At 32.2% G+C, this 23,246-nt stretch carries 19 protein-coding genes and 2 pseudogenes; 8 read left to right on the top strand and 13 right to left on the bottom strand.

Features of this window, described 5'->3' with window-relative positions; all coding sequences use genetic code 11:
- The first annotated feature begins 27 nt into the window (after nt 1-27).
- Complete coding sequence (gene metE / locus LNAT_RS02565) at nt 28-2,274, top strand: 5-methyltetrahydropteroyltriglutamate--homocysteine S-methyltransferase (protein WP_096258358.1); 2,247 nt, start codon at nt 28-30, stop codon at nt 2,272-2,274.
- Nucleotides 2,271-2,531 carry a hypothetical protein gene (locus tag LNAT_RS02560; protein WP_096258357.1) on the top strand — a complete coding sequence of 87 codons (261 nt, stop codon included), beginning with the start codon at nt 2,271-2,273 and terminating at the stop codon, nt 2,529-2,531. The genes metE and LNAT_RS02560 overlap by 4 nt, the downstream gene beginning before the upstream one ends.
- On the opposite strand, the pseudogene LNAT_RS08995 reads toward LNAT_RS02560, so the two are convergent.
- Both LNAT_RS08995 and LNAT_RS08990 read right to left on the bottom strand, forming a co-directional pair.
- Nucleotides 2,521-2,874: pseudogene (locus tag LNAT_RS08995) on the bottom strand (methyl-accepting chemotaxis protein); the annotation flags it as partial. The gene LNAT_RS02560 and the pseudogene LNAT_RS08995 overlap by 11 nt on opposite strands.
- 312 nt (nt 2,875-3,186) lie before the next feature.
- Nucleotides 3,187-3,690 (bottom strand): annotated as a pseudogene (locus tag LNAT_RS08990) (PAS domain S-box protein); the annotation flags it as partial.
- A gap of 481 nt (nt 3,691-4,171) precedes the next feature.
- Between LNAT_RS08990 and metK the strand changes: the two are divergent.
- The 3 genes from metK to LNAT_RS02540 are packed head-to-tail and all read left to right on the top strand — an operon-like array spanning nt 4,172 to nt 7,728.
- Entirely contained in the window at nt 4,172-5,320 is a 1,149-nt protein-coding gene (gene metK, locus LNAT_RS02550) for a methionine adenosyltransferase (protein WP_096258355.1), read from the top strand.
- 43 nt (nt 5,321-5,363) lie between these two features.
- Complete coding sequence (trpB, locus tag LNAT_RS02545; protein WP_096258354.1) at nt 5,364-6,575, top strand: tryptophan synthase subunit beta; 1,212 nt, start codon at nt 5,364-5,366, stop codon at nt 6,573-6,575.
- 37 nt (nt 6,576-6,612) lie between these two features.
- Nucleotides 6,613-7,728: an MFS transporter gene (locus tag LNAT_RS02540; RefSeq protein WP_096258353.1), complete on the top strand. Its 1,116-nt coding sequence runs from the start codon at nt 6,613-6,615 to the stop codon at nt 7,726-7,728.
- 304 nt (nt 7,729-8,032) lie between these two features.
- Here the strand turns inward: LNAT_RS02540 and lepA are convergent, their stop codons facing one another.
- From lepA to LNAT_RS02480, 11 genes are all read right to left on the bottom strand, one after another.
- The gene (gene lepA, locus LNAT_RS02535; RefSeq protein WP_096258352.1) at nt 8,033-9,814 is read right to left on the bottom strand and encodes a translation elongation factor 4; all 1,782 of its coding nucleotides are present in this window, start codon (nt 9,812-9,814) and stop codon (nt 8,033-8,035) included.
- Between the two features lie 29 nt (nt 9,815-9,843).
- Nucleotides 9,844-10,599: an ABC transporter permease gene (locus LNAT_RS02530; RefSeq protein WP_096258351.1), complete on the bottom strand. Its 756-nt coding sequence runs from the start codon at nt 10,597-10,599 to the stop codon at nt 9,844-9,846.
- 8 nt (nt 10,600-10,607) lie between these two features.
- On the bottom strand, nt 10,608-11,579 hold the full coding sequence (locus LNAT_RS02525) for an ATP-binding cassette domain-containing protein (protein ID WP_172413484.1): 972 nt from the start codon (nt 11,577-11,579) through the stop codon (nt 10,608-10,610).
- A gap of 2 nt (nt 11,580-11,581) precedes the next feature.
- Nucleotides 11,582-11,767, bottom strand: a complete 186-nt coding sequence (locus tag LNAT_RS02520) for a sodium-dependent tyrosine transporter (RefSeq protein ID WP_096258349.1) — start codon at nt 11,765-11,767, stop codon at nt 11,582-11,584.
- A gap of 10 nt (nt 11,768-11,777) precedes the next feature.
- Entirely contained in the window at nt 11,778-12,719 is a 942-nt protein-coding gene (gene wtpA, locus LNAT_RS02515) for a tungstate ABC transporter substrate-binding protein WtpA (RefSeq protein WP_202970427.1), read from the bottom strand.
- Between the two features lie 173 nt (nt 12,720-12,892).
- Entirely contained in the window at nt 12,893-13,834 is a 942-nt protein-coding gene (locus tag LNAT_RS02510; protein WP_096258347.1) for a formate dehydrogenase subunit gamma, read from the bottom strand.
- 9 nt (nt 13,835-13,843) lie between these two features.
- Nucleotides 13,844-14,440, bottom strand: coding sequence for a formate dehydrogenase FDH3 subunit beta (fdh3B, locus tag LNAT_RS02505; RefSeq protein ID WP_096258346.1), 597 nt, complete (start codon nt 14,438-14,440; stop codon nt 13,844-13,846).
- Nucleotides 14,441-14,450: 10 nt separating this feature from the next.
- On the bottom strand, nt 14,451-17,276 hold the full coding sequence (locus LNAT_RS08925) for a formate dehydrogenase subunit alpha (protein WP_274519585.1): 2,826 nt from the start codon (nt 17,274-17,276) through the stop codon (nt 14,451-14,453).
- A gap of 9 nt (nt 17,277-17,285) precedes the next feature.
- Entirely contained in the window at nt 17,286-17,477 is a 192-nt protein-coding gene (locus tag LNAT_RS02490) for a twin-arginine translocation signal domain-containing protein (protein WP_096258343.1), read from the bottom strand.
- A gap of 69 nt (nt 17,478-17,546) precedes the next feature.
- Entirely contained in the window at nt 17,547-18,284 is a 738-nt protein-coding gene (locus tag LNAT_RS02485) for a TorD/DmsD family molecular chaperone (RefSeq protein WP_096258342.1), read from the bottom strand.
- Nucleotides 18,274-19,935, bottom strand: coding sequence for a 4Fe-4S binding protein (locus LNAT_RS02480; RefSeq protein WP_096258341.1), 1,662 nt, complete (start codon nt 19,933-19,935; stop codon nt 18,274-18,276). Before LNAT_RS02480 ends, LNAT_RS02485 begins: the two co-directional genes overlap by 11 nt.
- Before the next feature lie 86 nt (nt 19,936-20,021).
- Here LNAT_RS02480 and LNAT_RS02475 point away from each other — a divergent pair, with 86 nt between their 5' ends.
- Genes LNAT_RS02475 through LNAT_RS02465 form a run of 3 tightly spaced genes read left to right on the top strand, consistent with a single transcriptional unit; the run spans nt 20,022 to nt 23,234 of the window.
- Nucleotides 20,022-21,107, top strand: coding sequence for an ABC transporter substrate-binding protein (locus LNAT_RS02475; RefSeq protein ID WP_096258340.1), 1,086 nt, complete (start codon nt 20,022-20,024; stop codon nt 21,105-21,107).
- The gene (locus tag LNAT_RS02470) at nt 21,104-22,588 is read left to right on the top strand and encodes a sensor histidine kinase (RefSeq protein ID WP_096258339.1); all 1,485 of its coding nucleotides are present in this window, start codon (nt 21,104-21,106) and stop codon (nt 22,586-22,588) included. The genes LNAT_RS02475 and LNAT_RS02470 overlap by 4 nt, the downstream gene beginning before the upstream one ends.
- On the top strand, nt 22,575-23,234 hold the full coding sequence (locus LNAT_RS02465) for a response regulator (protein ID WP_096258338.1): 660 nt from the start codon (nt 22,575-22,577) through the stop codon (nt 23,232-23,234). Before LNAT_RS02470 ends, LNAT_RS02465 begins: the two co-directional genes overlap by 14 nt.
- Nucleotides 23,235-23,246 lie beyond the last annotated feature (12 nt).

Raw genomic sequence — 23,246 nt, 5'->3', positions numbered from 1 at the left:
TATAATTGCGCTTAAAAAAGGATACAAATGGCAACATATGTAATTGGCTTCCCAAGAATCGGGGAACAAAGAGAGCTCAAAAAAGCGCTTGAGAGTTACTGGGCTGGTAAATCAAGCAAAGAAGACCTTCAAAAAACTGCAAGTGAGCTAAGAATTAGACACTGGGTTTATCAAAAAAATGCCGGTATTGATTTAATATCAATTAATGATTTTTCTTTTTATGACAATATGCTTGACATGAGCGTAATTTTAAATGCAATTCCGGAAAATTATAAAGACATTGAAAACTGTATGGACAGATATTTTGCAATGGCAAGAGGGGATAAAACTCATAAAGCACTTGAAATGACAAAATGGTTTAATACAAACTATCATTATATTGTTCCAGAAATTAATGCTAATATGGATTTTAAAGTTGATATTACAAAAATTAAAGAAGAATACAATGAAATTAAAACTCTTGGAATTACCCCAAAAGTAAATTTAATAGGACCTGTTACTTTCGTAAAACTTAGTAAAGTTGATGGTGATGAATATGAAGTAATTGAAAAATTAATCCCTGTATATGAAGAATTAATTAAAGAAATTAAAGCACTAGATAGCAATTTGGTAATTCAATTTGACGAGCCATATTTTGTAACAAATCCTACAAAAAAAGATTTGGAAATATTAAAAAAAGTATATGAGAGAATCGGTAAAGGCAATTTTGTAGCAACTTATTTTGAACATTCAAACGAAGCAAATGAAGTTTTGGCAACAACTCCAATTGAAGGAATGTTTTTAGATTTCGTACACGGAAGTGAAAATTCTATTAAAACTTTAATTGAATCTGGTAAAAAAGTAGGAATCGGAATTGTTAACGGAAGAAATGTGTGGGTAAATGATATTGAAAAATCAGTGGCATTCCTTAAAGGTCTTGCAGAAGGATATGATAAAAACAATATCTTAGTAGGAAGCAGCTGTTCATTGTTACATGTGCCATATACATTAAAATATGAAACAAAAATGGATGAAGATATCAAATCATGGATAAGCTACGCACTTGAAAAACTTGATGAAATAAGAGTTATTGATAAATTGTTTAGAGATGAAGCTTTAAGTGAATACGAAAAAGAAGTATTTGAAGGAAACAAAGAAGCAATTGCTACAAGAAAAACTTCAAGCAAAATTCATGACCCTGTAGTCCAAGACAGAGTATCAAACTTAACTGAAAAAGATAAACACAGAAGCGTGCCTTTTGAAGAGAGAATCAAACTTCAGCATGAAAACCTAAAATATCCAATACTACCTACAACAACAATAGGAAGCTTCCCTCAAACACCGGAACTTAGAAAACTTAGACGCGATTATAAAAACGGTGTAATCAGTGAAGAAGAATATAAAACAAAAATTAAAGAAATGATTAAAGACTGTGTTGAATTCCAGGAACAAATCGGACTTGATGTATTGGTTCACGGTGAATTTGAAAGAAATGACATGGTTGAATATTTCGGTGAACAGCTAAGCGGTGTTGCATTTTCACAAAACGGATGGGTTCAAAGTTACGGAAGCAGATGTGTAAAACCGCCTCTAATTTACGGAGATGTTTCTAGACCTAAAGATATGACAGTTGAATGGATTACATACGCTCAAAGCCTAACAGAAAAACCTATGAAAGGAATGCTAACAGGTCCTGTTACAATGCTAAACTGGTCTTTTGTAAGGGACGACCAGGATAAAAGAGTTACAGCTTATCAGATGGCTATTGCAATAAGAGATGAAGTTGAAGCGCTTGAAGCTGCAGGAATTAAAGTAATCCAGGTTGATGAAGCGGCACTAAGGGAAGGATATCCGCTTAGAAATGAAAAAAGAAAAGATTATGAAGACTGGGCTATTACATCTTTTAGAATTACAACAAGTTCTGTAAAACCAGAAACTCAAATCCATACTCATATGTGTTATTCTGAATTCAGTGATATTATGGATGCAATTGAAGATATGGATGCAGACGTTATCTCAATTGAAAATGCAAGAAGTGACAATTCACTGCTTAAAATCTTTAAAGAAAGAGGGTATAAAGGTGAAATCGGACCAGGAGTGTATGATATTCACAGCCCAAGAATTCCAAGCAAAGAAGAAATAGTTGAACAAATTAAGGCTATTTTAGAAGTATTGCCAAAAGAAAAAGTATGGATTAACCCTGACTGCGGACTTAAAACAAGAAAATGGGAAGAAGTTAGACCGTCTTTAAAAAATATGGTTGATGCCACAATAGAAGTTAGAAAGAGTTTATGAAAAAACTTATATTAATTTTTCCTCTTTTTCTTTTTTCTTATTATTATCCTTTTGATTATCAGTTTAAATTTATACATGCCTGTGAACAAAGTTCTTCTTTACCAGATAAATATAATTATTGCAAATGTGTTTTTGAAAAAATTAAGGCAAGATATCCTTATAATTTTTTTATTTGGCATCAAAAAGATAAAGATGTATTAAATTTTATTGCTAAGGTTTCAAAAGAATGTTTAAATAAAAAAGAAGTTAGTTATTAATTTTAAATATATCAACTTCTTTTTTTAATTCCATTGAATCTTCTTCTATTTTGTCAAAGTTTTCTTCAATTTTATCCAAACTTTCTGTCAATGTTGAAGCCTCTTTGGTTGTTTCTTCAATATTTGAAACCATATTTGCAGTATTGTTTTTAATAGTTGAAATCGTTGCTGTTATTTCATCTGTAGATTTTTGACTTCTCTCAGCCAATTTCCTGACTTCATCCGCAACTACCGCAAATCCCCTTCCGTGTTCACCTGCCCTTGCCGCTTCTATTGCCGCATTAAGCGCCAATAAATTAGTCTGGTCTGATATTTCTTTTATTAAATTTACCATATTTTCAATTTCTTTTACGGAAGTTTCTAAGCTCTCTGCCTGATTGGTAAGTTCTGATTGTCTAACCTGAAAAACGTTTTCATTCCAGTTTTTGGTATCACTTATAATTTTTTTGGTATCAGTTGCAATGTTAACTACATTATTAGCCGATTTTAAAATTTTTGAAACAATATCATTCAATGTTAAAATAATTTTATTAATTGGTTCTTCCAGTTCTTTAAGTTCATTGTCTTTATCAAGTGTGAGAGTCTCTTTTACATCCCCGTTTGCTATTTTCAATAAAATTTCTTTAATAGGAGCAATCTGTTTTTGCATATATTCTTTTCTCTCTTTAATATCCATCAGTCTTGCTCTAAGCATTATAAAAACTTTTGTAACTCTGCCATTAATTACCAGAGGTTCCACATAAACGAATACAGGAAGTTTCTTGCCATCTTTTGTAATAATTTCAGCAGTCCCAATTCCGGTTTTTCTTTCATTTAAATATTTCATTGCCAATTTACAGACTTTGCATTCACTTGGATTTGGAGGCCACAAAATTTCAGCACCCCCTTTCCCACTGATTTCATAAGCGTTAAATCCAGTCAGTTTTTCAAATTCTTTATTAAATTCAATAATTTTTCTCTCAGGAGAAATAACAAAAAAAGCAACAGGAAAATGAGTTTTAAAATATCTCCATTCTTCTATTTCATTATCTTTAGTTTCTAAAATTTTTTTTAATTTTTCTTCTATATTTAAATTGTCATCGGAAAATATTTTTTTATATTCTTCTTCAATAAAACGTTTTAAATAATCACATGATTCATCTTTTTTTGAAAAGAACATTTTTATCCCTTTAATTTTTTTTTAATTTTATCATAAATTAACAAAAATTAAATTGACCCTGACTAAATAACGGAAAAAATGTAAGCTCTGATATTTAACAAAAATTTTACATTTAAAAAATTGTAATTAATAGGTTGGGTTGTATAGGCGTATAAAGTACAAATTTGCACAAATTCGTCGCCGTACAAACCTTAAAACAACAAGTGGCTGTCATTTTATCAACCTTTCTCCTGCTTGCAATCTTTAGCAAAATTTGAGTAATACTTTAGGAAAATCACACTCTGCTGTAATATTTTTATCTTTAAAATTTTAAAATTATACATATTTAATCAGTACCTTTTAATTTTACATTTTTATTTTTCAATTGTATAATTACATTTGCATATTCTTGTCTTTTGAAAATGCTAGTCTTAGCACTTTCAAAATAGGAGTATGCAATTTAATGAATAATTGAAAATGTAAAATTAAACAAGGAGAATTTATGAGGGAATATTTATTTAGCAGTGAAAGTGTAACCGAGGGCCACCCGGATAAAATGGCAGACCAAATAAGTGATGCCATACTTGATTACATTATTGAAAGAGATAAAAACGCAAAAGTTGCCTGTGAAACACTTTTAAGCAACGGTTTTTGTATTATTGCAGGTGAACTTAAAACCGTAACATATGCCCCAATGCAGGAAATTGCAAGAGAAGTTATAAGAGAAATCGGTTACACTGATGCAAGGTTCGGATTTGATTACAGAACCGCCGGAGTGTTAAACGGAGTCGGGGAACAAAGCCCTGATATACGCCAAGGAGTTGAAAGAGGTGAAGAAATAGGAGCTGGCGATCAGGGAATGATGTTTGGATATGCGTGTACTGAAACACCTGAACTTATGCCGCTTCCTATAATGCTTGCACATAAACTTACTAAAAGACTTGCAGTTGCAAGAAAAGAAGCAATTATTCCGTGGCTGAGACCAGATGGTAAGGCACAAGTGAGCGTAAAATATCAAAACGGAAAACCTGTGAGCGTTGAAAAAGTGGTGGTTTCCACCCAGCACGAACCTGATATTAACTATTCTGAAATAAAAGAAGCAGTAATTGAAGAAGTTATAAAAAAAGTAATCCCTGCAAGTATGCTAAGCAAAAATGTAGAATATTTTATAAATCCTACAGGAAAATTTGTAATAGGTGGCCCTCAGGGGGACGCGGGACTAACTGGAAGAAAAATTATCGTAGATACTTATGGGGGAGCTGCTCCTCATGGTGGAGGAGCATTTAGTGGAAAAGACCCGACAAAAGTTGACAGAAGCGGTGCGTATGCAGCAAGATATGTGGCAAAAAACCTGGTTGCAGCTGGGGCAGCTGAAAAAATTACAGTTCAAATTGCTTATGCAATCGGTGTGGTTGAGCCGGTCAGTATTTATGTGGATACTCACGGCACCGCAAAAGTGGATGAGAAAAAAATAGAAGATGCAGTTAGAAAAATATTTAATTTAACTCCAAAAGGAATTATTGAAACCCTTGATTTACTAAAACCGATTTACAGAAAAACAGCAGCTTACGGGCATTTTGGAAGAGAAGAGTTTACATGGGAAAAAACAGACAAAGTGGAAGAAATTAAAGAATTTTTAAATTTAAATTAACTTTTTTCCTTCTTTTTGCTACAATTAGCAAAAAAGGCTTACCATGAAAAAATCACATTTACAAAAATATCCTGACAGTGAAGGTTTTTTTGGAAGATTTGGTGGTGCGTATATTCCTGATATTTTAAAAGAGGAATTTGAAAAAATTACAAAAGCTTACCTTAAACTTAAACACTCCCACGATTTTATAAGCGAACTCAGAAGAATTCAAAAACATTTTCAGGGAAGACCGACACCTGTATATCATGCGAAAAGATTATCCGACGCAATAGGAGGAGCCCAGATATATTTAAAAAGGGAAGATTTAAACCATATGGGGGCACATAAATTAAACCACTGCATGGGAGAAGCCCTTCTTGCCAAATATTTGGGCAAAAAAAAGCTTATAGCCGAAACAGGGGCAGGCCAGCACGGAGTCGCCCTGGCAACGGCAGCTGCATATTTCGGGTTGGAATGTGAAATTCATATGGGTGAAGTTGATATAGAAAAAGAGCATCCGAATGTTGTCAGAATGAAAATTTTAGGGGCTGAAGTTGTACCCGCAACACATGGACTCAAAACACTAAAAGAAGCGGTCGACAGTGCATTTGAGAGTTATGTAAAACAGCTTGACACAGCTTTATATGCAATAGGCAGTGTTGTAGGCCCTCATCCTTTTCCAATGATGGTAAGAGATTTTCAAAGTGTTGTCGGATTTGAGGCAAAAGAGCAGTTTTTGGAAATGACAGGATTTTTACCGGATAATGTTGTGGCCTGTGTAGGAGGTGGCAGCAACGCCATGGGAATATTCAGCGGATTTATTGATGACGAAGTGGAATTATATGCAGTTGAACCTTTGGGAAAAGGCACAAAACTAGGAGAACATGCGGCAACACTTATGTTTGGGGATGAAGGGGTGATTCATGGATTTAATACAATTATGCTAAAAGACGAAAACGGAAACCCTGCCCCAGTATATTCAATAGCAAGCGGACTTGATTATCCGGGAGTCGGGCCTGAACAGGCATTTTTAAAAGAAAGCGGAAGATTAAATATAGCGGCAATCACAGACGAAGAAACCGTTGATGCTTTTTATGCCTTGAGTCAGTATGAAGGTATTATTCCGGCTCTTGAAAGCGCCCACGCAGTTGCTTTTGCTATGAAACTGGCAAAAGAAAAACCAAACGATACTATTTTAGTAAATCTTTCAGGCAGAGGGGATAAAGATATAGATTTTGTAGTGGAAAATTACGGAATAAGAAACATCAAATTATAATTTTTCTGCTACAATTCGCCTTAAAAAAAGGCAATTTATGAAAAATAAATTTAATGTTTTTCTCCTTTCCTTTGCACATTTAACACATGACATTTACACTTCTTTCCTTGCACCGGTATTACCGCTTTTAATACAAAAATTAGGCCTTAATGTTACAGAAGCTTCAATTCTTGATGTAATAAGAAGAATACCCGCACTTTTTAATCCATATTTGGGACTTTTAATTTCAAGAAAAGATTTAAGAATTTTCACAATACTCTCACCAAGTATTACAGCAATTTTTATGTCTCTTATAGGAATTGCGCCAAATTACATAATATTACTTATTTTGATATTTCTTGCCGGAATTTCAGCCCAGATTTTCCATATAGCAACTCCCGGTATCGTAAAGGAAGTTACACCTAAAATGGGCTTTGGTATGAGTATGTTTATGGTGGGAGGGGAACTTGCAAGGACTATAGCACCTTTGATAGCAACGGCCGCTGTCAGTATTTGGGGACTTGAAGGACTGTTAAAAACAGTGTTTTTTGCTTTTTTTGCTTCAGCTTTTTTATGGTGGAAACTAAAAGACATAAAAGGGGATTTTAAACCAAAAACAAAACAAAAAGCCGATTTTAAAATTTTTATGGAATATAAAAATTTTTTCCTGACCATTTCAGCATTTATGTTTTTTCAAAGTTTTGCAAAAATATTTTTTGCTTTTTATTTGCCGCTTTTTTTAACCCATATTGGAGAGAGTTTAACAAAAGCCAATATTTCACTTTCATTTTTTCAGTTTTTTGCAATTTTAGGTACTTTTTTAGCCGGTAATATAGGAGATAAATTCGGTTATAAAAAAACTTTAATATTTTCTACTTTAATCGCAATTGTTTCAATGCCTCTATTTATCTATTTTCATTTGATTTATTTGCCTCTCATTTTACTCGGTCTTAGCCTATTCTCCACAGGTCCCGTAATGTTATCAATTATCCACCATCATGAAAATTCAACAGCCCTAAACGGCGTTTATATGATGTTAGCTTTCCTAATTCCCGCATTTGTCACATTTTCAATAGGTGTATTAAGTGATATGATAGGACTTGAAAAAGTGGGAGTTGTGAGTTTTATTTTCTTAATTATCAGCATTATATTTGCTTTTAAAATAAAAGGATAACTTTTGACACTGGCTAAATAACGAAAAAGTAAAAATATTACATCGTACGAAATTTAGCAAAAATTTTGCGTTCAAAAAATTGTATCAAGCCCTTAGGGCTACAGGCGTATAAAGTGCAAATTTGCACAAATTCATCGCCGTGCGAGCCTAAAAACGACAAGCAGTTGTCGTTTTATTAACGGCTCTCCTGTTTGCAATTATTAGTTAAATTTTAGCGTTGCGTTAGCAAAATGGGCCATTGAGCTGTAATATTTTTATCTTTGAAATTATTTTTATATTTTTATCATTTAGTCAATATCCACTTTTAATCAATTTTTAGAATACTTAAAAACGCTTCTTGAGGAATATTCACTTTTCCTATTGCTTTCATTCTTTTTTTACCCTCTTTTTGTTTCTCAAGCAGCTTTCTTTTCCTGCTTATATCCCCACCGTAACATTTCGCCGTTACATCTTTTCTAAGAGCTTTTACAGTTTCACGTGCAATAATTTTATTTCCGATGCTCGCCTGAATTGCAACTTCAAATAATTGTCTTGGGATTAGTTCTTTCATAACTTTTATTAATTCTCTTCCCTTTCTCTCAGCCTTGTTTTTCGGCACTATTACACTCAAAGCGTCCACAATTTCCCCAGCAACCCTGATATCCATTTTAACCAAATCACCCTCTTTATATCCAATAGGCTCATAATCAAAACTAGCATATCCACGCGTCAAGGTTTTTAATTTATCATAAAAATCAGTCACAATTTCATTAAGAGGCAGTTCATACTCAAGCAAAACCCTCTCAGGGGAGAGATAATCCATTTTTAGCTGAATTCCCCTTTTTTCATTCAAAAACTGGATTAAATTCCCCACATATTCACTAGGAGTCAAGATTGTAGCTTTTACATAAGGCTCGTAAATTTTATCTATTTTGTTAGGAGGCGGCAGGTCTGATGGATTTGAAATTTCAATTTCACTTCCGTCTGTGAGTTTTACTTTATATGTAACGCTTGGGGCGGTGGCAATAAGCTCTATTCCAAATTCCCTCTCAAGCCTCTCTTTTACCACTTCCATATGAAGTAAGCCTAAAAATCCAACCCTAAATCCAAATCCAAGTGCGTGAGATGTTTCAGGCTCAAATGTAATTGATGAATCATTTAGTTTGAGTTTCTCAAGCGCATCTCTTAGGTCGTCATATTTATCCGTATCAATCGGATAAATCCCTGCAAATACAAAGCTTTTTGGCTCTTCAAAAGGAGCTGCAGGCTCACTTGCAGGATTTTTAGCATTTGTAATGGTATCCCCCACCCTGATATCGGATACATTTTTAAGTCCCATTACAACTACGCCGACTTCTCCCGTTTTAATTTCATCAGTTTTCAGTTTTTTAAGAGGATGTGGATAGAAAAGGTCCAATACTTTATGTTTTTTACCTGTACCCATTACCAAAACTTCATCCCCTTTTTTTATAGACCCGTCAAACACCCTCACTAAACATATAGCACCAAGATAATTATCAAACCAACTGTCATAAATAAGTGCTTTTGTAGGAGCGTTTTCATCACCTTTAGGGGCTGGAATTCTTTCAATTATTGCATCAAGCAGCTCTTCAATTCCAATTCCTGTTTTTGCACTAACTAAAATTGCTTCGCTTGCATCAATCCCAATAGTCTGTTCAATCTCTTCCGCTACCCTTTCAGGCTCGGCACTTGGCAAATCTATTTTATTAATAACAGGTATAATTTCCAAATCATTATCAACCGCCATATAAACATTTGCAAGAGTCTGGGCTTCAACCCCCTGAGTTGCATCTACTACAAGAAGTGCACCCTCGCTGCTTTTTAGTGATTTACTAACTTCATGTGAAAAATCCACATGCCCCGGAGTATCTATTAAATTTAAAATGTAACCTTTATATTTAAGCCTTACACTTTGGGCTTTTATGGTAATTCCCCTCTCTTTTTCTATATCCATTGTATCAAGAAGCTGGTCTTCTTTTTCCCTCTCGCTAATTCCTCCGGTAAATTCTATAAGTCTGTCGGCAAGTGTACTTTTTCCATGGTCAATATGGGCTATAATGGAAAAGTTTCTAATAATTTCTTGCATTAAATACCTTTTTTATTGAAATTATATCATTAAAAAAATTTATTATTCAGATATCTAATAACAGAAAAAATAATTATGGAAAGAACAATCATTAAAGCAGCAACCGGAGCAGAATAATTGAGTCCGAAATTTATAAATCTGTCATATATCAAAACAGGCGCAACCATAGGATGATAAGCAATAATTACAACTGCTCCGAATTCTCCAAGTCCCCTAGCCCACATTAAGAGCATTCCGTTTATCAAATCCTTTTTAGCAAGAGGCAAAACAACCCTTACAAAGGTATAAAAAAAAGAAGCCCCAAGCGAACGAGACACATTTTCTATTTTTGGGTCAATATTTTTAAATCCCTCTTTTGCGGAATTAATAAGATACGGGGACGATAAAAACATCATTGCAGCCATTATACCGGTAGTTGAATCAACAAACCCTAAACCTATTTTATCTAAAAAATTTTCAATTCCATCACTCCCAAATGTCATAAGCAGTGCAATACCAGCCGCAGTATGCGGCACCATTGTGGGAATATCTATAATACTCTCTAGCACGCTTTTTCCAAAAAAAGTGTTTCTTGCGATCAGATACGCTAAAGGCACCCCTGTAAAAAAAACAAAAAGAGTAGATAAAAATGAAACTTTCATAGTCAAAAAAATGGAATTTATAACTTCTTTATCGTTGACGGTATTAATGTATTGATTCAAAGAAATACCAAAAATCAGTTTGCATAACGGAAGTGTCAAAAAGAGTAATATAATAAGTCCGAGCACTATAAAAACTTTTTTCATCCATCCTCCTAAACAAATACAATATCTTTTTTATTAAAACATACAAAAACTTCATCACCTTTTTTTATATCAAGTTCTTTAAAATAATTTTTTGAAACCTTTATAAAAAATATTTTTCCATCAACATTTACATAAATTTTGTAATGATCGGTAATTCCCATTATTTCATCAACTATGCCACTAAAACAGTAATCATAATCTTTTTTTTCTTTTGAGAGATAAATTAAATTAGGATCTATTGAAAAATATTTATGTGAATTTTCAAATCCTAACATTGAGAGCTCAAAAATATTTTTAAACCCTAAAAATTTGGCAACTTCCAAAGAAGCAGGAGAATTTAAAACCTGAGCGGCATCATCAAACTGTAAAAGCTTCCCTTTTAAAATTATTCCTATTTTGTCAGCTAAGTAAGAAGCTTCCCTGAAATTATGCGTTACATGAATTACAGAAATGTTATATCTTTCAGGCAGCTGTTTTAAATTTTTCATAATCTCATTTCTCAGAGTCGGGTCAATCGCACTTAAAGGCTCATCCAAAAGCAGTATTTTAGGTCTTGAATATATCGCCCTTGCAAGTGCAATCCTCTGTTTTTCCCCTCCGCTTAAACTTAAAACATCCCTTTTCAAAAGATGTTTTAAATTTAAGAAATCTACTAAATCATCAAATAATTTTTTATCTTTTCCTTTAAATTTTTCTGAAAAACGGATATTTTTTTCAACATTTAAATTTCTAAAAAGTTGAAAATCCTGATACAAAAATCCAAAATTTCTTTTTTCAGGAGCAAAGTTTGTAACATCTTTATCATTAAAATAAATTTTCCCTTCAATTTTATGAAAACCGGCTATGGATTCAAGAAGCAGAGTCTTCCCGCTTCCTGTTTTTCCAAGTATTACAACATATTCATTATCTTTTACATCAAACGAAATCTGATTTAAAATAAAATCGCCTTTTTTTAAAAAAATATTTTCAAGTTTTAGCATATTTATCCTAAAAGTTTATTTTTAATCCATTCTTTTGCTTCTTTTACACTCTCAAATCTTTGAGATTTTGCAACCTGGTCGTTTCCTTCATAAAATCTAACCCTTATACCATCCTGTACTTCATCTATTTTAATTCTTGTAATTTTATTTAAATTGATGTAAACCCTGTCATTTAATTCTATAAACATTTTGTCTCCTTTAATATTTTTTTAATATATTATCATCTCCCTCAATTATAGGCGGATTAATCACACCCTGGCCGTTTTTTTTCATTATTGCCTGACCTTCTGGAGAAAGTAGATATTTTACAAATAAAACAGCACCTTTTTCATGAGGAGGGAGTCCTTCTTTTTTATTTTCAACAACTGTAATCCCATAAACCATAGGAGCACCTCTTTTTACAATATAAGTTCCGGGTTTTTTGCCTGTAATTTTGAAACTTGCTTTTTTATAAAAGGAGGCATATTTTTTATCCCCTAAATTAATTTGAGGAGGCAATGTAATATATTTTAAATGATGCTGCATTGCAACAGATTTATAAATAAAGAGATAATCAAATGCTCCGGCTTCAAGTAAACCTAATAAATCTGTCTCTTTTGGTCTGACTACAACTTTATTTCTATTTTCCTCTCCGTTTTCATAACTATCCCCATAACCAAACAATTCATCAAAAAATTTTGGTCTGTTGTAATAAATCCCAGCAAGTTTAGCTACAATCATTGCCCTGTAACCGCACGGGTCCAAATTAGGATTTGAATGTCCCACTTTTACACCAGGTTTTAGCAAAATATCCATCCAGTTATTTGAATTAATTTTATCGGCATATTTTGAATGCGGAGTATATGCTATAATCATTTCATTTGTTGCAAATAATGCATTAAATTTAGCATAATTTGGTCTTAATAAATTATCAATTACCTTATAATCAGCACTCGCCATTACATCAGCCCTGCGGTGCAGATCTGTAATTTTTCTGGCACACGCCCTGCTCCCGGCCGCTTCCCTTACAACATCATACTGGGGATATTTTTTTTCAAACTTTTGTTCAATCTGCGAAAACGGAACACTCAGACTTCCCGCATGAAATACAACTATCTGCTCTTTTGCAAACAAAACCAAAGCTGCTAGTGCAATTAACATTTTTTTCACTCTTTCCCTTTTATGGAAATTTTGCATATTTTACTGCATAAAAAAAAACAAAATTGTTTTTTATATGACAAAAAAGCATATTTTTTTATGCATTTTTTGCATATTTTTAATGAGACAAATCCAAAAAAGCAATAAAAATAAACAGACTAAAAAATTAGTCTGTTTTAATCTTTACATTTTTCGGCAAGTTCTTTATCTTTGCCTTCTTTAATAATCTTTTTATAATAAATAGAATGTAAATGTTTAAGCTCATCTTCACTTTTACAACCATCTATCATAGATTCTATTGAACCTTTAATGGCAAAAAGAGACATATATAAATGGGTAAAAAAGAACGCAACAATCAACAACGCCAATCCTAAGTGAATCATAATGGCTAATCTTAACAGATCAATTTGATATAAATTCAGTTTTTTAAGGAGGGCTATGTCAAAATCCTGAAAATACATCATAACACCTGTTATAATCATAACCATTCCGCCAAACATTGCAACCCAATACCACATTTTCTGTCCAGCATTAAATTTACTTGCAGGAATTTCTCTTTTTTCCTTACTTAAATATCCTCCAAGTATCATCATCCATTTAATATCCCAAAGACGAGGGAGCATTTCTTTAAACCACATTACGGTCATAGGAATTACAACCAGTGCAAATAAAAATGCCCCTATATCGTGCATATATCTCATAAATCTAATAGGAGTACCGCCTCCAAAATATTTTCCATAAATAATAAAAAATCCTGAAGGGACTAATAAAATAAATCCTAAAGCAGCTATCCAGTGAATAATTCTCTGCCATGTAGGAAAAATTAAAAATTTTCTACCTTCATGGGAAAAAATTTTAGGACCTACAATTAAATAATGAAGCAAAAAAACTGTAGGAACTGCCAATAAAACAATTAAAAATAAAAGTTTAACCCAATGGGTCTGCAAATACAAAAACAATTCTCCATATTTATGCCAAGAAGGGATTGCTTCGATTAATTCTGGAGAGATTAGTCTACTTCCAGGATGCTGTGGAGCCATATTTGGCTCCACTAATGGAACAACTCCGGCATATAAAAAACCAAGACTTATTACGCTAAAAAGCGGTAATTTTTTCATAACAACTCCTTATTTATACGCCTGATCCCATCCGTATGGAGTCATAGGCCCTTTACCTTTAGCTGCGTCTCTTTCTCTTTTTATTTTAGAAACGCTTTCAGCATCTCCGACTATTAACGCATTAGTTGAACATACCGCAGCACACATAGGTACTTTTCCTTCAGCAATTCTGTTTTGACCATATAATTGATACTCTTTTTCAGAAAAAGTAGGAGCAGGACCACCTGCACACATTGTACATTTATCCATAACTCCCCTAATTCCAAACGCTCCGTCTCTTGGAAACTGAGGAGCTCCAAAAGGACAGGCGTATAAGCAATAACCGCAACCTATACATTTATCTTTGTCATGCAAAACTATTCCGTCCGCTCTTATATAAAAACAATCAACCGGACAAACTTGTGAACAAGGTGCATCAGTACAGTGCATACAAGCTATGGATACGGAAAATTCTTTACCCTCAATTCCTTCGTTTAATGTAACTACTTTTCTTCTATGAATGCCCACAGGTAATTCGTGTGCTTCCGCACAAGCTATTGTACAGGCATTACATTCTATACATCTGTCTTCATCGCAGTAAAATTTCATTCTTGCATATTCATACATATCTTACTCCTTACGCTTTTTCAATGCGGACTAATCCGGCTTTTGTCTCAGGAATTTGGGTAACAATATCGTATCCATAGTTAGTTACTGTATTTGCACTCTCACCAATCGCATACGGTTTAGTTCCTTCTGGATAATTATCGCTCATATCAACGCCTTGCATAATTCCGGCAAAATGATATGGCAAGAAAATCCTATCAGGTGCCACTGCATAAGTAAATCTTGCTTTTACTTTAATCTTTGTACCTTCTGGTGAATGGATCCAAATCATATCACCGTCTTTAATTCCATATTTGTAAGCAAGTTCTGGGTTAATACTTGCAAACATTTCAGGAACCAATGCAGCAAGGTATTTACTACTTCTTTCAATAATTCCGGCACCGCTGTACATAACAAGTCTTCCTGTTGTAAGAATAATTGGGAATTCTTTTGCCCAATCTGTTTTTTGAATTGACATATATTTTGTATCAACCCTGTAATGGTTCTTTTTATCAGGATATGTCGGATATTTTTTAGCCAAATCATATCTTGGTGTATGAAGCGGTTCTCTGTGCATTGGGATTTTATCTGGGAATGTCCATACATAAGCCCTTGCTCTTGCATTACCGTATGGTGCAACTCCTGCTTTAAGAGCATATTTTGCAATAAGACCGCTTAAGTCGACTTTCCAGTTTTTACCCATAATAGCTTTTTCTCTTGGTGAAAGTTTAATACCAAGAACTTTTTCAATATTGTCTTTTGTGAGTTCAGGATATCCGCCTTTTACTTTTGCACCTTTAATAGTTGCATGAGGTCCTGCCAATAAATCCTGACCTTTATATTCAGTACCGAATCTTGCCCTGAATCCCATTCCACCTTCCATTACTGGAATATCTATGTTATACAATACTGGGCTTCCAGGGTGATCTTCAGTCCAGCATGGCCATGGCAATCCGTAATATTCGCCTTTCATAGGACCTATACCCTTAAGGGTTACTTCATCAAACATATGCCAGTTTTGCTGATGTCTTTTTAGTCTCTCAGGTGTCCAACCTGTTAAACCGATAGTTTTAATAATTCTTGCAATTTCTCTTGTAGCATCTTCTGGCCATTTGAATGTATTTTTAACTTTTACGGCTTTTCCGTTTCTTACACCCATCATCATACCACGTACAAATTCATCATAAAAACCGAATTTTTTAGCAAATGCAAACATAATTTCTTCGTCAGTTTTAGATTCATAAAGTGGATCTACTACTTTACTTCTCCACTGAGCAGTTCTGTTTGTAGCAGTAACACTTCCCTCACTTTCAAACTGAGTTGCAGTTGGTAAAATATAAACATTGTCTTTTTTATTTGTAATTACCGCAGCTTCGTTTGCAAACGGTTCTGCAACAACCAATAAATCCAATTTATCAAGAGCCTGTTGTACTTTTGCTGTCTGGGCAATTGAAGTGATACCGTTTCCTTGTACCCATAGAGCTCTTATTGGTGTTCTTTGATAAATTTTTTCTTCTCTAAGTACTCCTTGCCACCATTTAGCAAGTGTAAATCCTTTTGTATGCATCATTTTTGGAGTATCAAATCTTCTTTGTAGCCATTTAAAATCAACTCCCCAGTTATGTGCAAAATATTTCCAACTTCCTTCACTTAATCCGTAATATCCAGGAAGTGAATGTGATAAACAACACATATCTGTTGCACCCTGAACATTATCATGTCCTCTTAAAATGTTACATCCACCACCGAATTTACCCATATTGCCTAAAGAAAGCTGTAATATAGGAGCCATTCTTGTATTAGATGAACCAATTGAATGCTGAGTTAGACCCATTGCCCAAATTAATGTTCCAGGTTTACTTGTAGCATAAGCTCTTGTAATTTCAATTAATGTATCAACATCAACACCTGTTACATCTGCAACTTTTTCCGGAGTCCATTTTTTTGCTTCTTTTATTACATGTTCCATACCAAACACTCTGTCTTTAATGAATGACTCATCATGCCAGCCGTGTTTGAATATTAAATGAAGCATACCGTACATAAATGGAATGTCAGTACCCGGTCTAATTCTTGCATAAAGGTCTGCTTTTGCAGCAGTTTTTGTATATCTTGGATCTATTACAATTAAAGTAGCATTATTTCTTTCTTTTGCTTTTAAAATGTGTTTAAATCCTACCGGATGGTTAACTGCTGGGTTAGCACCAAAAATTATAATTGCTTTAGAATTTTGAATATCTCCCAAATGGTTTGTCATAGCGCCATAACCCCATGTGTTCGCGACCCCCGCGACTGTTGCGCTGTGTCAAATACGTGCTTGGTGATCTATATTGTTTGTCCCCCACATTGCAGCAAATTTTCTAAAATAATAAGCCTGCTCTGTACTCATTTTTGCAGACCCTAAAAACATTGCTGCATCAGGACCACTCTCTTTTCTGATTTTAAGCATTTTTTCTGAAATTTCGTTAATGGCCTGATCCCAACTGATTCTTTGCCATTTTCCGTTAACTTTTTTTAAAGGATGTTTAACTCTTTTTTCTGTTCTTACATTATCGATTGAATCGATACCTTTACAACAGTGGCTTCCGTGACTGATTGGATGGTCTTGAGCAACCTCCTGTCTTACCCACACACCATTGTAAACTTCTGCAATAATTCCACACCCAACTGAACATGTAGTACATACAGTTTTAACTTTTTTACTACCTGGGTAAGGGCTTTTTAATTCTTCATCGCTTGCACTTCTAACAGCCGGTGCAGCATTTAGCATTGTTGCACCTGCAACTCCTGAGAGTGCAGCCATTTTTAAAAATGCCCTTCTGCCCACTTTAACGTTTAATTTTTCTTGTGAGCTCATTTTCTCTCCTTATATTGCATTTTTGTAATAAATTTCCCAATTTTTGGTTTTTTTGTAAAGGATTTCTTTTTTTGGAGAATGGCCTCTGACCACTCCGTTTCCATAATCTCCTTCTTCAGGCTTTGCAAAAGCCAATGTAGAAGAAGCAACACTCAAGGCACCAATCCCCAGTGCACCTTTTAAAAAACTTCTTCTTTTCATTTAAACTCCTTTTTTGGATTTATCTCATTTAGAGATAACAGCAAGGCTCATAAAGCCCTGCGGATATCCCTAAACTTCATCTTCGACATCACCGCCTTCTTCCAAGTTACATACAAGGTTTTCTTCACTTTTTTTCTTTTTAGCTTTTCTAATTCTTGCCTCTTCATCCTGAACAGTTTTAATATCAATTTTCTTAGAAACTTTTTCAATATTCGGTTTTGGTTTTTCAAGATACATTCTCTCAGTTTCTATAAAAGCTTTTAAAACAACTGCTGCATCTTTATAAAGGTTGGCGGCTGTATGCATATAAACATTTTCAATAAAATCATCGATAAAAGTATTTAAAACATCAAATGTTTTTTCTTCAAGCCATGCAGCTTTTTCATCACCGTTTATTTTTTCCAAAATTAAATAATGCATAAACGGCAAAATAAATCCTATATCATCCTCAGTGTCACTGAATTTTTCATTTTTCCTAAATTTAGAAGCCAAAACAATATCAACCATTTTAACCCTCATTTTTCCATTTTCTATCTCTTCATCATAAAAAGAAGCAGTAGTGGGCACCGGATCGTTTGCCAAATCATAAAAAATATCATCAAATTCCTGCACAAGTTTTTTTTCATCAAAATTTTCAATAAAATGTTTTAGAGCCTCTTTTGAATTCGGTTCTATTGCGTTTTGATATAATATTTTTGCAGCCTCTTTTACACCTTCAAATCTGTTAACATCATCAATAAAAGTAAACAGTTTTGAAAAAAATCCGTAATAAAAAGCCCTTGCTTTTTCTAAGTCTTTATTTAGCATTTGTTTTCCTTTCTATATACTCATTAAATAAAAGTTTTGATTTACACTCAGGACAGCAGTAAATTGATTTTTTCTTAAGTTCATCAGTAAAAATCGGAAGAAGCTGAGCTGCAATTTTTTCAATCGCTTTTTTCGGAGCAAACGGCTTTCCACACATTATACAACAGAACGGTTCATCTTTTGCCATAACTTTTTGTCCGAAAAAGTCTTTGTTTAATTCAAGCTTATCAGGAATTACTTTCAAACATTTTTCAGCACATGCAACTTCACAGTATCCGCATGCTGTACACATTGAGGCATCAAATTTCAAAGTCCCGTCTTCATCATGGGCGGTTAATGCTCCGACATTACATACACTCACACACCCCATACATAAGGTACATTTACTCTCATCAATTTCAATTTTTCCATAATGGATATAGTTATTTTTCCCTAAATCAATAACCCCCAAATCATCGTTTTCAATCAAATGTGAAAGTCTGATTGAAAAAATTTCCCTTTTACTTAAATTATTTTCATTAATGACATATTTTGCTTCAGAAATTTTTTCCGCCCTGTTTAAAAGTTCCTCTGCTTCTTTTGGATTATCTGTAAATAAAACAGCACTTTTGCCAAATTTTCTGTTTGTTATTTCGTTTATCAATTTAATAGCCTCTTTTTCACCTTTTGAAAAATTATCATTTAAAAACACAATCTGAGCGCCGCTGTCCTGAAATAGAGTGAGTAAATGAACCTCATCCAAAAATTTTCTCCCCTCTATTACAAAAGGCATTATATTTTTAGGCAATTCAATTTCCAAATTTTCAACCATATCTTCCGGGATAATAAAAGGAATAAATCCCTCAAAAAGTTTTGAAATTTCATAAAAACCATCCCTTGGAATTGCACTGAAATCGAGCGCCCCGCTTGGACACACACTTACACATCCGCCGCATCCGTCACAGTCTATATGGGAAAAAACAAGCTCTTTAGTTTCATCATCTTTGATAATTGCGTTTGTAGGACATACATTTGCGCAGTTTCCGCATGTTTCTTTTAATACCCTGTGATGATACTGACAAACATCTTTATTATATGTTATATAATTTCTGTATTCATAAATTCCAACTCTTTTTCTTATTATTTCTTTTGCTTTTTCAATTCCTACATCACTAGGGTCTACAATTCCCCTTTGTTTAAAGGCAACTTCCGGGGCATTAAACCATATTGCCTGGTCTACTTCAAGATTAATTAATTCATTTCCTTTTTGGATTATAAACTTTAAATTTCCAATAGTACCTTCAATATCTTTTATCCACTCAGGCAAGGCATAATATTTTTCGAATTCTTTTAAATCATCAAATTGCTCGGCCTCTTCTTTATTTCCAATTATTAAAAGCCTGTTTTTAATTTCTTTTTTATATTCATTAAATTTTGCATAATCTAATTTAATACCCCTTATTTCATAAAGCCTGTTTATTACATCGATTTTTTCCAAAACTTCAGCATTTGAAGAATTGATATAAAAATTAATTTCTGGAGCATAAACTATTGGGTTGGTTTTTTTTGAATTTGATATAATTGTAGGAGTGTTTGAATCGTTTATTACTGTTATATTATCGCTTAGTGGAAATTCCAAAGGCTTGGTTGTATAAAAAGCATATTCAATCATTTAAAAACCTTTTAATTTTTGATTAATGCTATTATAACACTTTAAAACTTAAAGTTAGCTTAAAAAGTAAAATTTAAAGGGGTATTTTGAAAAAATTATTAATTCTTTTTTTATTTTTGATAATTTCATTAATTTATATTATTAATAAACATCCAAAAGAGTATGTAATATCATCTTCACTGCCTCTTAGCGGTATCATGGAAAATATGGGAGAAAACATAAAATATGGAACTCTAGCATATTTAAAAAACCACCATAGTAAAGAAAAAATAAAATTTATTTTTAAAGATGACAAATACGAGCCTGATTTAATGAAAGCAAATATTATAAAACTTTATAATAAATCATTTTTATTTTACGGTTTGACAGGAACACCAACGGTAAAAGAAATTTTACCTTTTGTGAATGAGCATTCAATTTTTATCTTTGCACCTTTTACCGGAGCTGAATTTCTAAGAAAAAATAAAAACATTATTAATTTCAGGGCTTCATATAAAGATGAAATTTCAACAATTGTAAATTATCTGTTAAAAAAACACATTAAAAACATTTCACTTTTATATCAAAATGATGATTATGGAAATGAAATATACCTGCATTTATATAATAAATTAAAAGAAAAAAATTTAACCCTCTCCAGTATAGGCACATACGAAAGAAACACCTATTTAATAGATTCTGCCCTAAATTCTATATCTGCATCAAAACCTCAGGTTATAATACTTGGCTCTACCGCGGAAATTGCTGCTAAATTTATTACAAAATACAGAAAAATAGACAAAAACACATTTTTCGTTACAATATCATTTGCTAATCCGGATAAACTCATTACGCTGATTCAAAATAAAAAAAATATTCTTTTCTCAGAAGTTGTACCTTATTATAACAGCAGTATACCCGAAGCTAAAAATTATTTAAAAGATTTAAAAAAATTAAATATTAATATCAAACCCACATTTTACGGATTTGAATCGTATCTTGCAACAAAAATTTTAATTAATGCATTAAATAAATTAAATTTTCCATATACGACAAACCATTTAAAAAAAATAATTATAAATACACCTGAAAATTTTTTAAAAGGGTTAACAATAAATTTTAAAAATAACCAATTATTAAATAAAACATACTTATATAAATTTGAAAACAATACTTTCAAAGAGATAAAATGATTAACAGATTTATAAAAACAAATTTTATAAAAAAAACAAAATTAATTATCTTTATAACAGCGACACTTCTTTTAAGCATTATTTTTGCTTCCCAATATACTATATTTTCATTTAAACATGATATCGATACACTTTTTCAAAAAAGACTTGTTACTTCAATCTTACTCTCCCACATAAAAGATTTATATAAAACAAATATCTATGAAACTGTATTACAATACAAAAGAAAAGAAATTAATTATGATGAAGCTAAAAATGTTATAAAACTTGCAAATATTTTAATCCAGAAAAAATGGAACGAATATTTAAATATTGAATCTATAAAAAAAGAAACGTTTGAGTATCTGATATTCAAAAACATAGAACAATTAAAAAAAGAAATAGACAACGAATTAAATAAATTTTTAACAACAAAACGTATTGACATAAACAAACTTTATAATGAAATAAATTTAATAAATATCTATTTATCTGATTTAATTAATATAAATCTTAAAAAAGCCATCATACAAAAAAACAATACCGACAGAAAATTTTCTTTTGCAATAAAAGCATCAATTATAAGCATCATAATTGTATTTATTATAACCATTACCCTTTTAATTTTGATAATTGAAAAATTTAAAAATATAAATTTACTGCTTGAAAGAAAAGTAGAAGAGAAAACTAAAGAACTGCAGGAAATCAATAAAACACTTGAGAAAAGAATAGAAAAAAAACTTAAAGAAATCAGAAAAAAAGACAAAATTATGTTTCAACAAAGCAAACTTGCAGCAATGGGTGAAATGCTCCAAAACATCGCACACCAGTGGAGACAGCCTCTTGCAAATTTATCTATGATTATCGAATCTTTTCAGATAAAAAACGAACTTGGAAAACTTGATAGTAAATATATTGAAACAAAAACAAAAGAAGCTTTAATGATTGCGGAAAATATGTCAAAAACTATAGAGGATTTCAGAAACTTTTTTAAACCTGACAAAATAAAAAAAAGATTTTCTATCAAACAATGCTTAGAAAAAACAAAAAAACTGCTTTCTTTTATTTTACAAAAAAACAATATTGATTTAAAAATAGATATTAAAAAAGATATTCAAATTTTAGGTTATCCCAATGAACTATCTCACGTATGTATTAACATAATAACAAATGCCATTGATGCACTTTTGAATTCAAAAACAAAAGAAAAAAAAATATTAATAACAATAAAAGAAACAAAAAAAGATATAATTATCAGTGTAATAGATAATGCAGGTGGTATAGATGAATCCATAATAGATAAAATATTCGACCCCTATTTCACAACAAAAACAAAACAGCAGGGCACTGGAATTGGATTGTATATGGCAAATCAGATTATTTCACATATGAGAGGTAAAATAAAAGCTAAAAACATTATTCATAAAATGGGTACAGATAAATTTTACAAATGCGCTATGTTTGAAATAATACTTCCAAAGGACAATAATGAAGAATTATGATATTTTAAAAAATTTTAACATTTTATATATAGAAGATGATAAAAATTTACTTGAAAATTTAGGAGAAATCCTCCAGGATTTTGTAAAAAAAATATTTTTAGCCAGCAATACACAAGAAGCTTATAAAATACTAAAAGAAAATCACATCGATTTAATTATTAGTGATATTCTAATAGAAGACAAAAACGGAATAGAGTTTATTTCATTTTTAAAAAAACAGGGCTACAATATTCCTTTTATATTAACAACTGCCTATACAGAAACTGATTATCTGCTTGAAGCTATAAAACAAAAAGCATCAAACTATCTTGTAAAACCTGTAAAAATAAAAGAATTATTAGACAGCATGTATGAAGTACTTTTGCCAAAATATCAAAAAAAAGAACTTGAAAACTCAACTATATTATTTAAAATAGCTTCACTGATGTGTGAGAGCAAACAGTTAGAAGTTATTAAAGTGATAGTAAATGCATTGGACGAAGATTATACTTTTTCACTCTCTTACCCCGAAATAATGAAAAGAATAGATATAAGCAAACCTACCCTTATAAAAATTTTTAAAGAACTTCAGGATAAAAACATCATCACCAAATTGCCAAAAAGAAGATATAAATTAAATATGCACGCAATTAACCATCTTTTTTAGTCTTTTTAAAAT

The organism is Lebetimonas natsushimae (genome assembly GCF_002335445.1).
Lineage (GTDB): Bacteria > Campylobacterota > Campylobacteria > Campylobacterales > Nautiliaceae > Lebetimonas > Lebetimonas natsushimae.
This window is presented reverse-complemented; position numbering and strand designations above follow the sequence as displayed.

Bases quoted from the DNA above. Each gene is read 5' to 3' on its own strand.
- LNAT_RS02560 (WP_096258357.1), top strand. From the start codon at position 2,271: ATGAAAAAACTTATATTAATTTTTCCTCTTTTTCTTTTTTCTTATTAT.
- LNAT_RS02520 (WP_096258349.1), bottom strand. From the start codon at position 11,767: ATGTTTATAGAATTAAATGACAGGGTTTACATCAATTTAAATAAAATT.
- metK (WP_096258355.1), top strand. From the start codon at position 4,172: ATGAGGGAATATTTATTTAGCAGTGAAAGTGTAACCGAGGGCCACCCG.
- LNAT_RS02480 (WP_096258341.1), bottom strand. From the start codon at position 19,935: ATGATTGAATATGCTTTTTATACAACCAAGCCTTTGGAATTTCCACTA.
- LNAT_RS02510 (WP_096258347.1), bottom strand. From the start codon at position 13,834: ATGAAAAAATTACCGCTTTTTAGCGTAATAAGTCTTGGTTTTTTATAT.
- metE (WP_096258358.1), top strand. From the start codon at position 28: ATGGCAACATATGTAATTGGCTTCCCAAGAATCGGGGAACAAAGAGAG.
- LNAT_RS02465 (WP_096258338.1), top strand. From the start codon at position 22,575: ATGAAGAATTATGATATTTTAAAAAATTTTAACATTTTATATATAGAA.
- LNAT_RS02470 (WP_096258339.1), top strand. From the start codon at position 21,104: ATGATTAACAGATTTATAAAAACAAATTTTATAAAAAAAACAAAATTA.
- fdh3B (WP_096258346.1), bottom strand. From the start codon at position 14,440: ATGTATGAATATGCAAGAATGAAATTTTACTGCGATGAAGACAGATGT.
- wtpA (WP_202970427.1), bottom strand. From the start codon at position 12,719: ATGTTAATTGCACTAGCAGCTTTGGTTTTGTTTGCAAAAGAGCAGATA.
- LNAT_RS02540 (WP_096258353.1), top strand. From the start codon at position 6,613: ATGAAAAATAAATTTAATGTTTTTCTCCTTTCCTTTGCACATTTAACA.
- LNAT_RS02490 (WP_096258343.1), bottom strand. From the start codon at position 17,477: ATGAAAAGAAGAAGTTTTTTAAAAGGTGCACTGGGGATTGGTGCCTTG.
- LNAT_RS02530 (WP_096258351.1), bottom strand. From the start codon at position 10,599: ATGAAAAAAGTTTTTATAGTGCTCGGACTTATTATATTACTCTTTTTG.
- LNAT_RS02485 (WP_096258342.1), bottom strand. From the start codon at position 18,284: ATGCTAAATAAAGACTTAGAAAAAGCAAGGGCTTTTTATTACGGATTT.
- LNAT_RS02525 (WP_172413484.1), bottom strand. From the start codon at position 11,579: ATGCTAAAACTTGAAAATATTTTTTTAAAAAAAGGCGATTTTATTTTA.
- lepA (WP_096258352.1), bottom strand. From the start codon at position 9,814: ATGCAAGAAATTATTAGAAACTTTTCCATTATAGCCCATATTGACCAT.
- trpB (WP_096258354.1), top strand. From the start codon at position 5,364: ATGAAAAAATCACATTTACAAAAATATCCTGACAGTGAAGGTTTTTTT.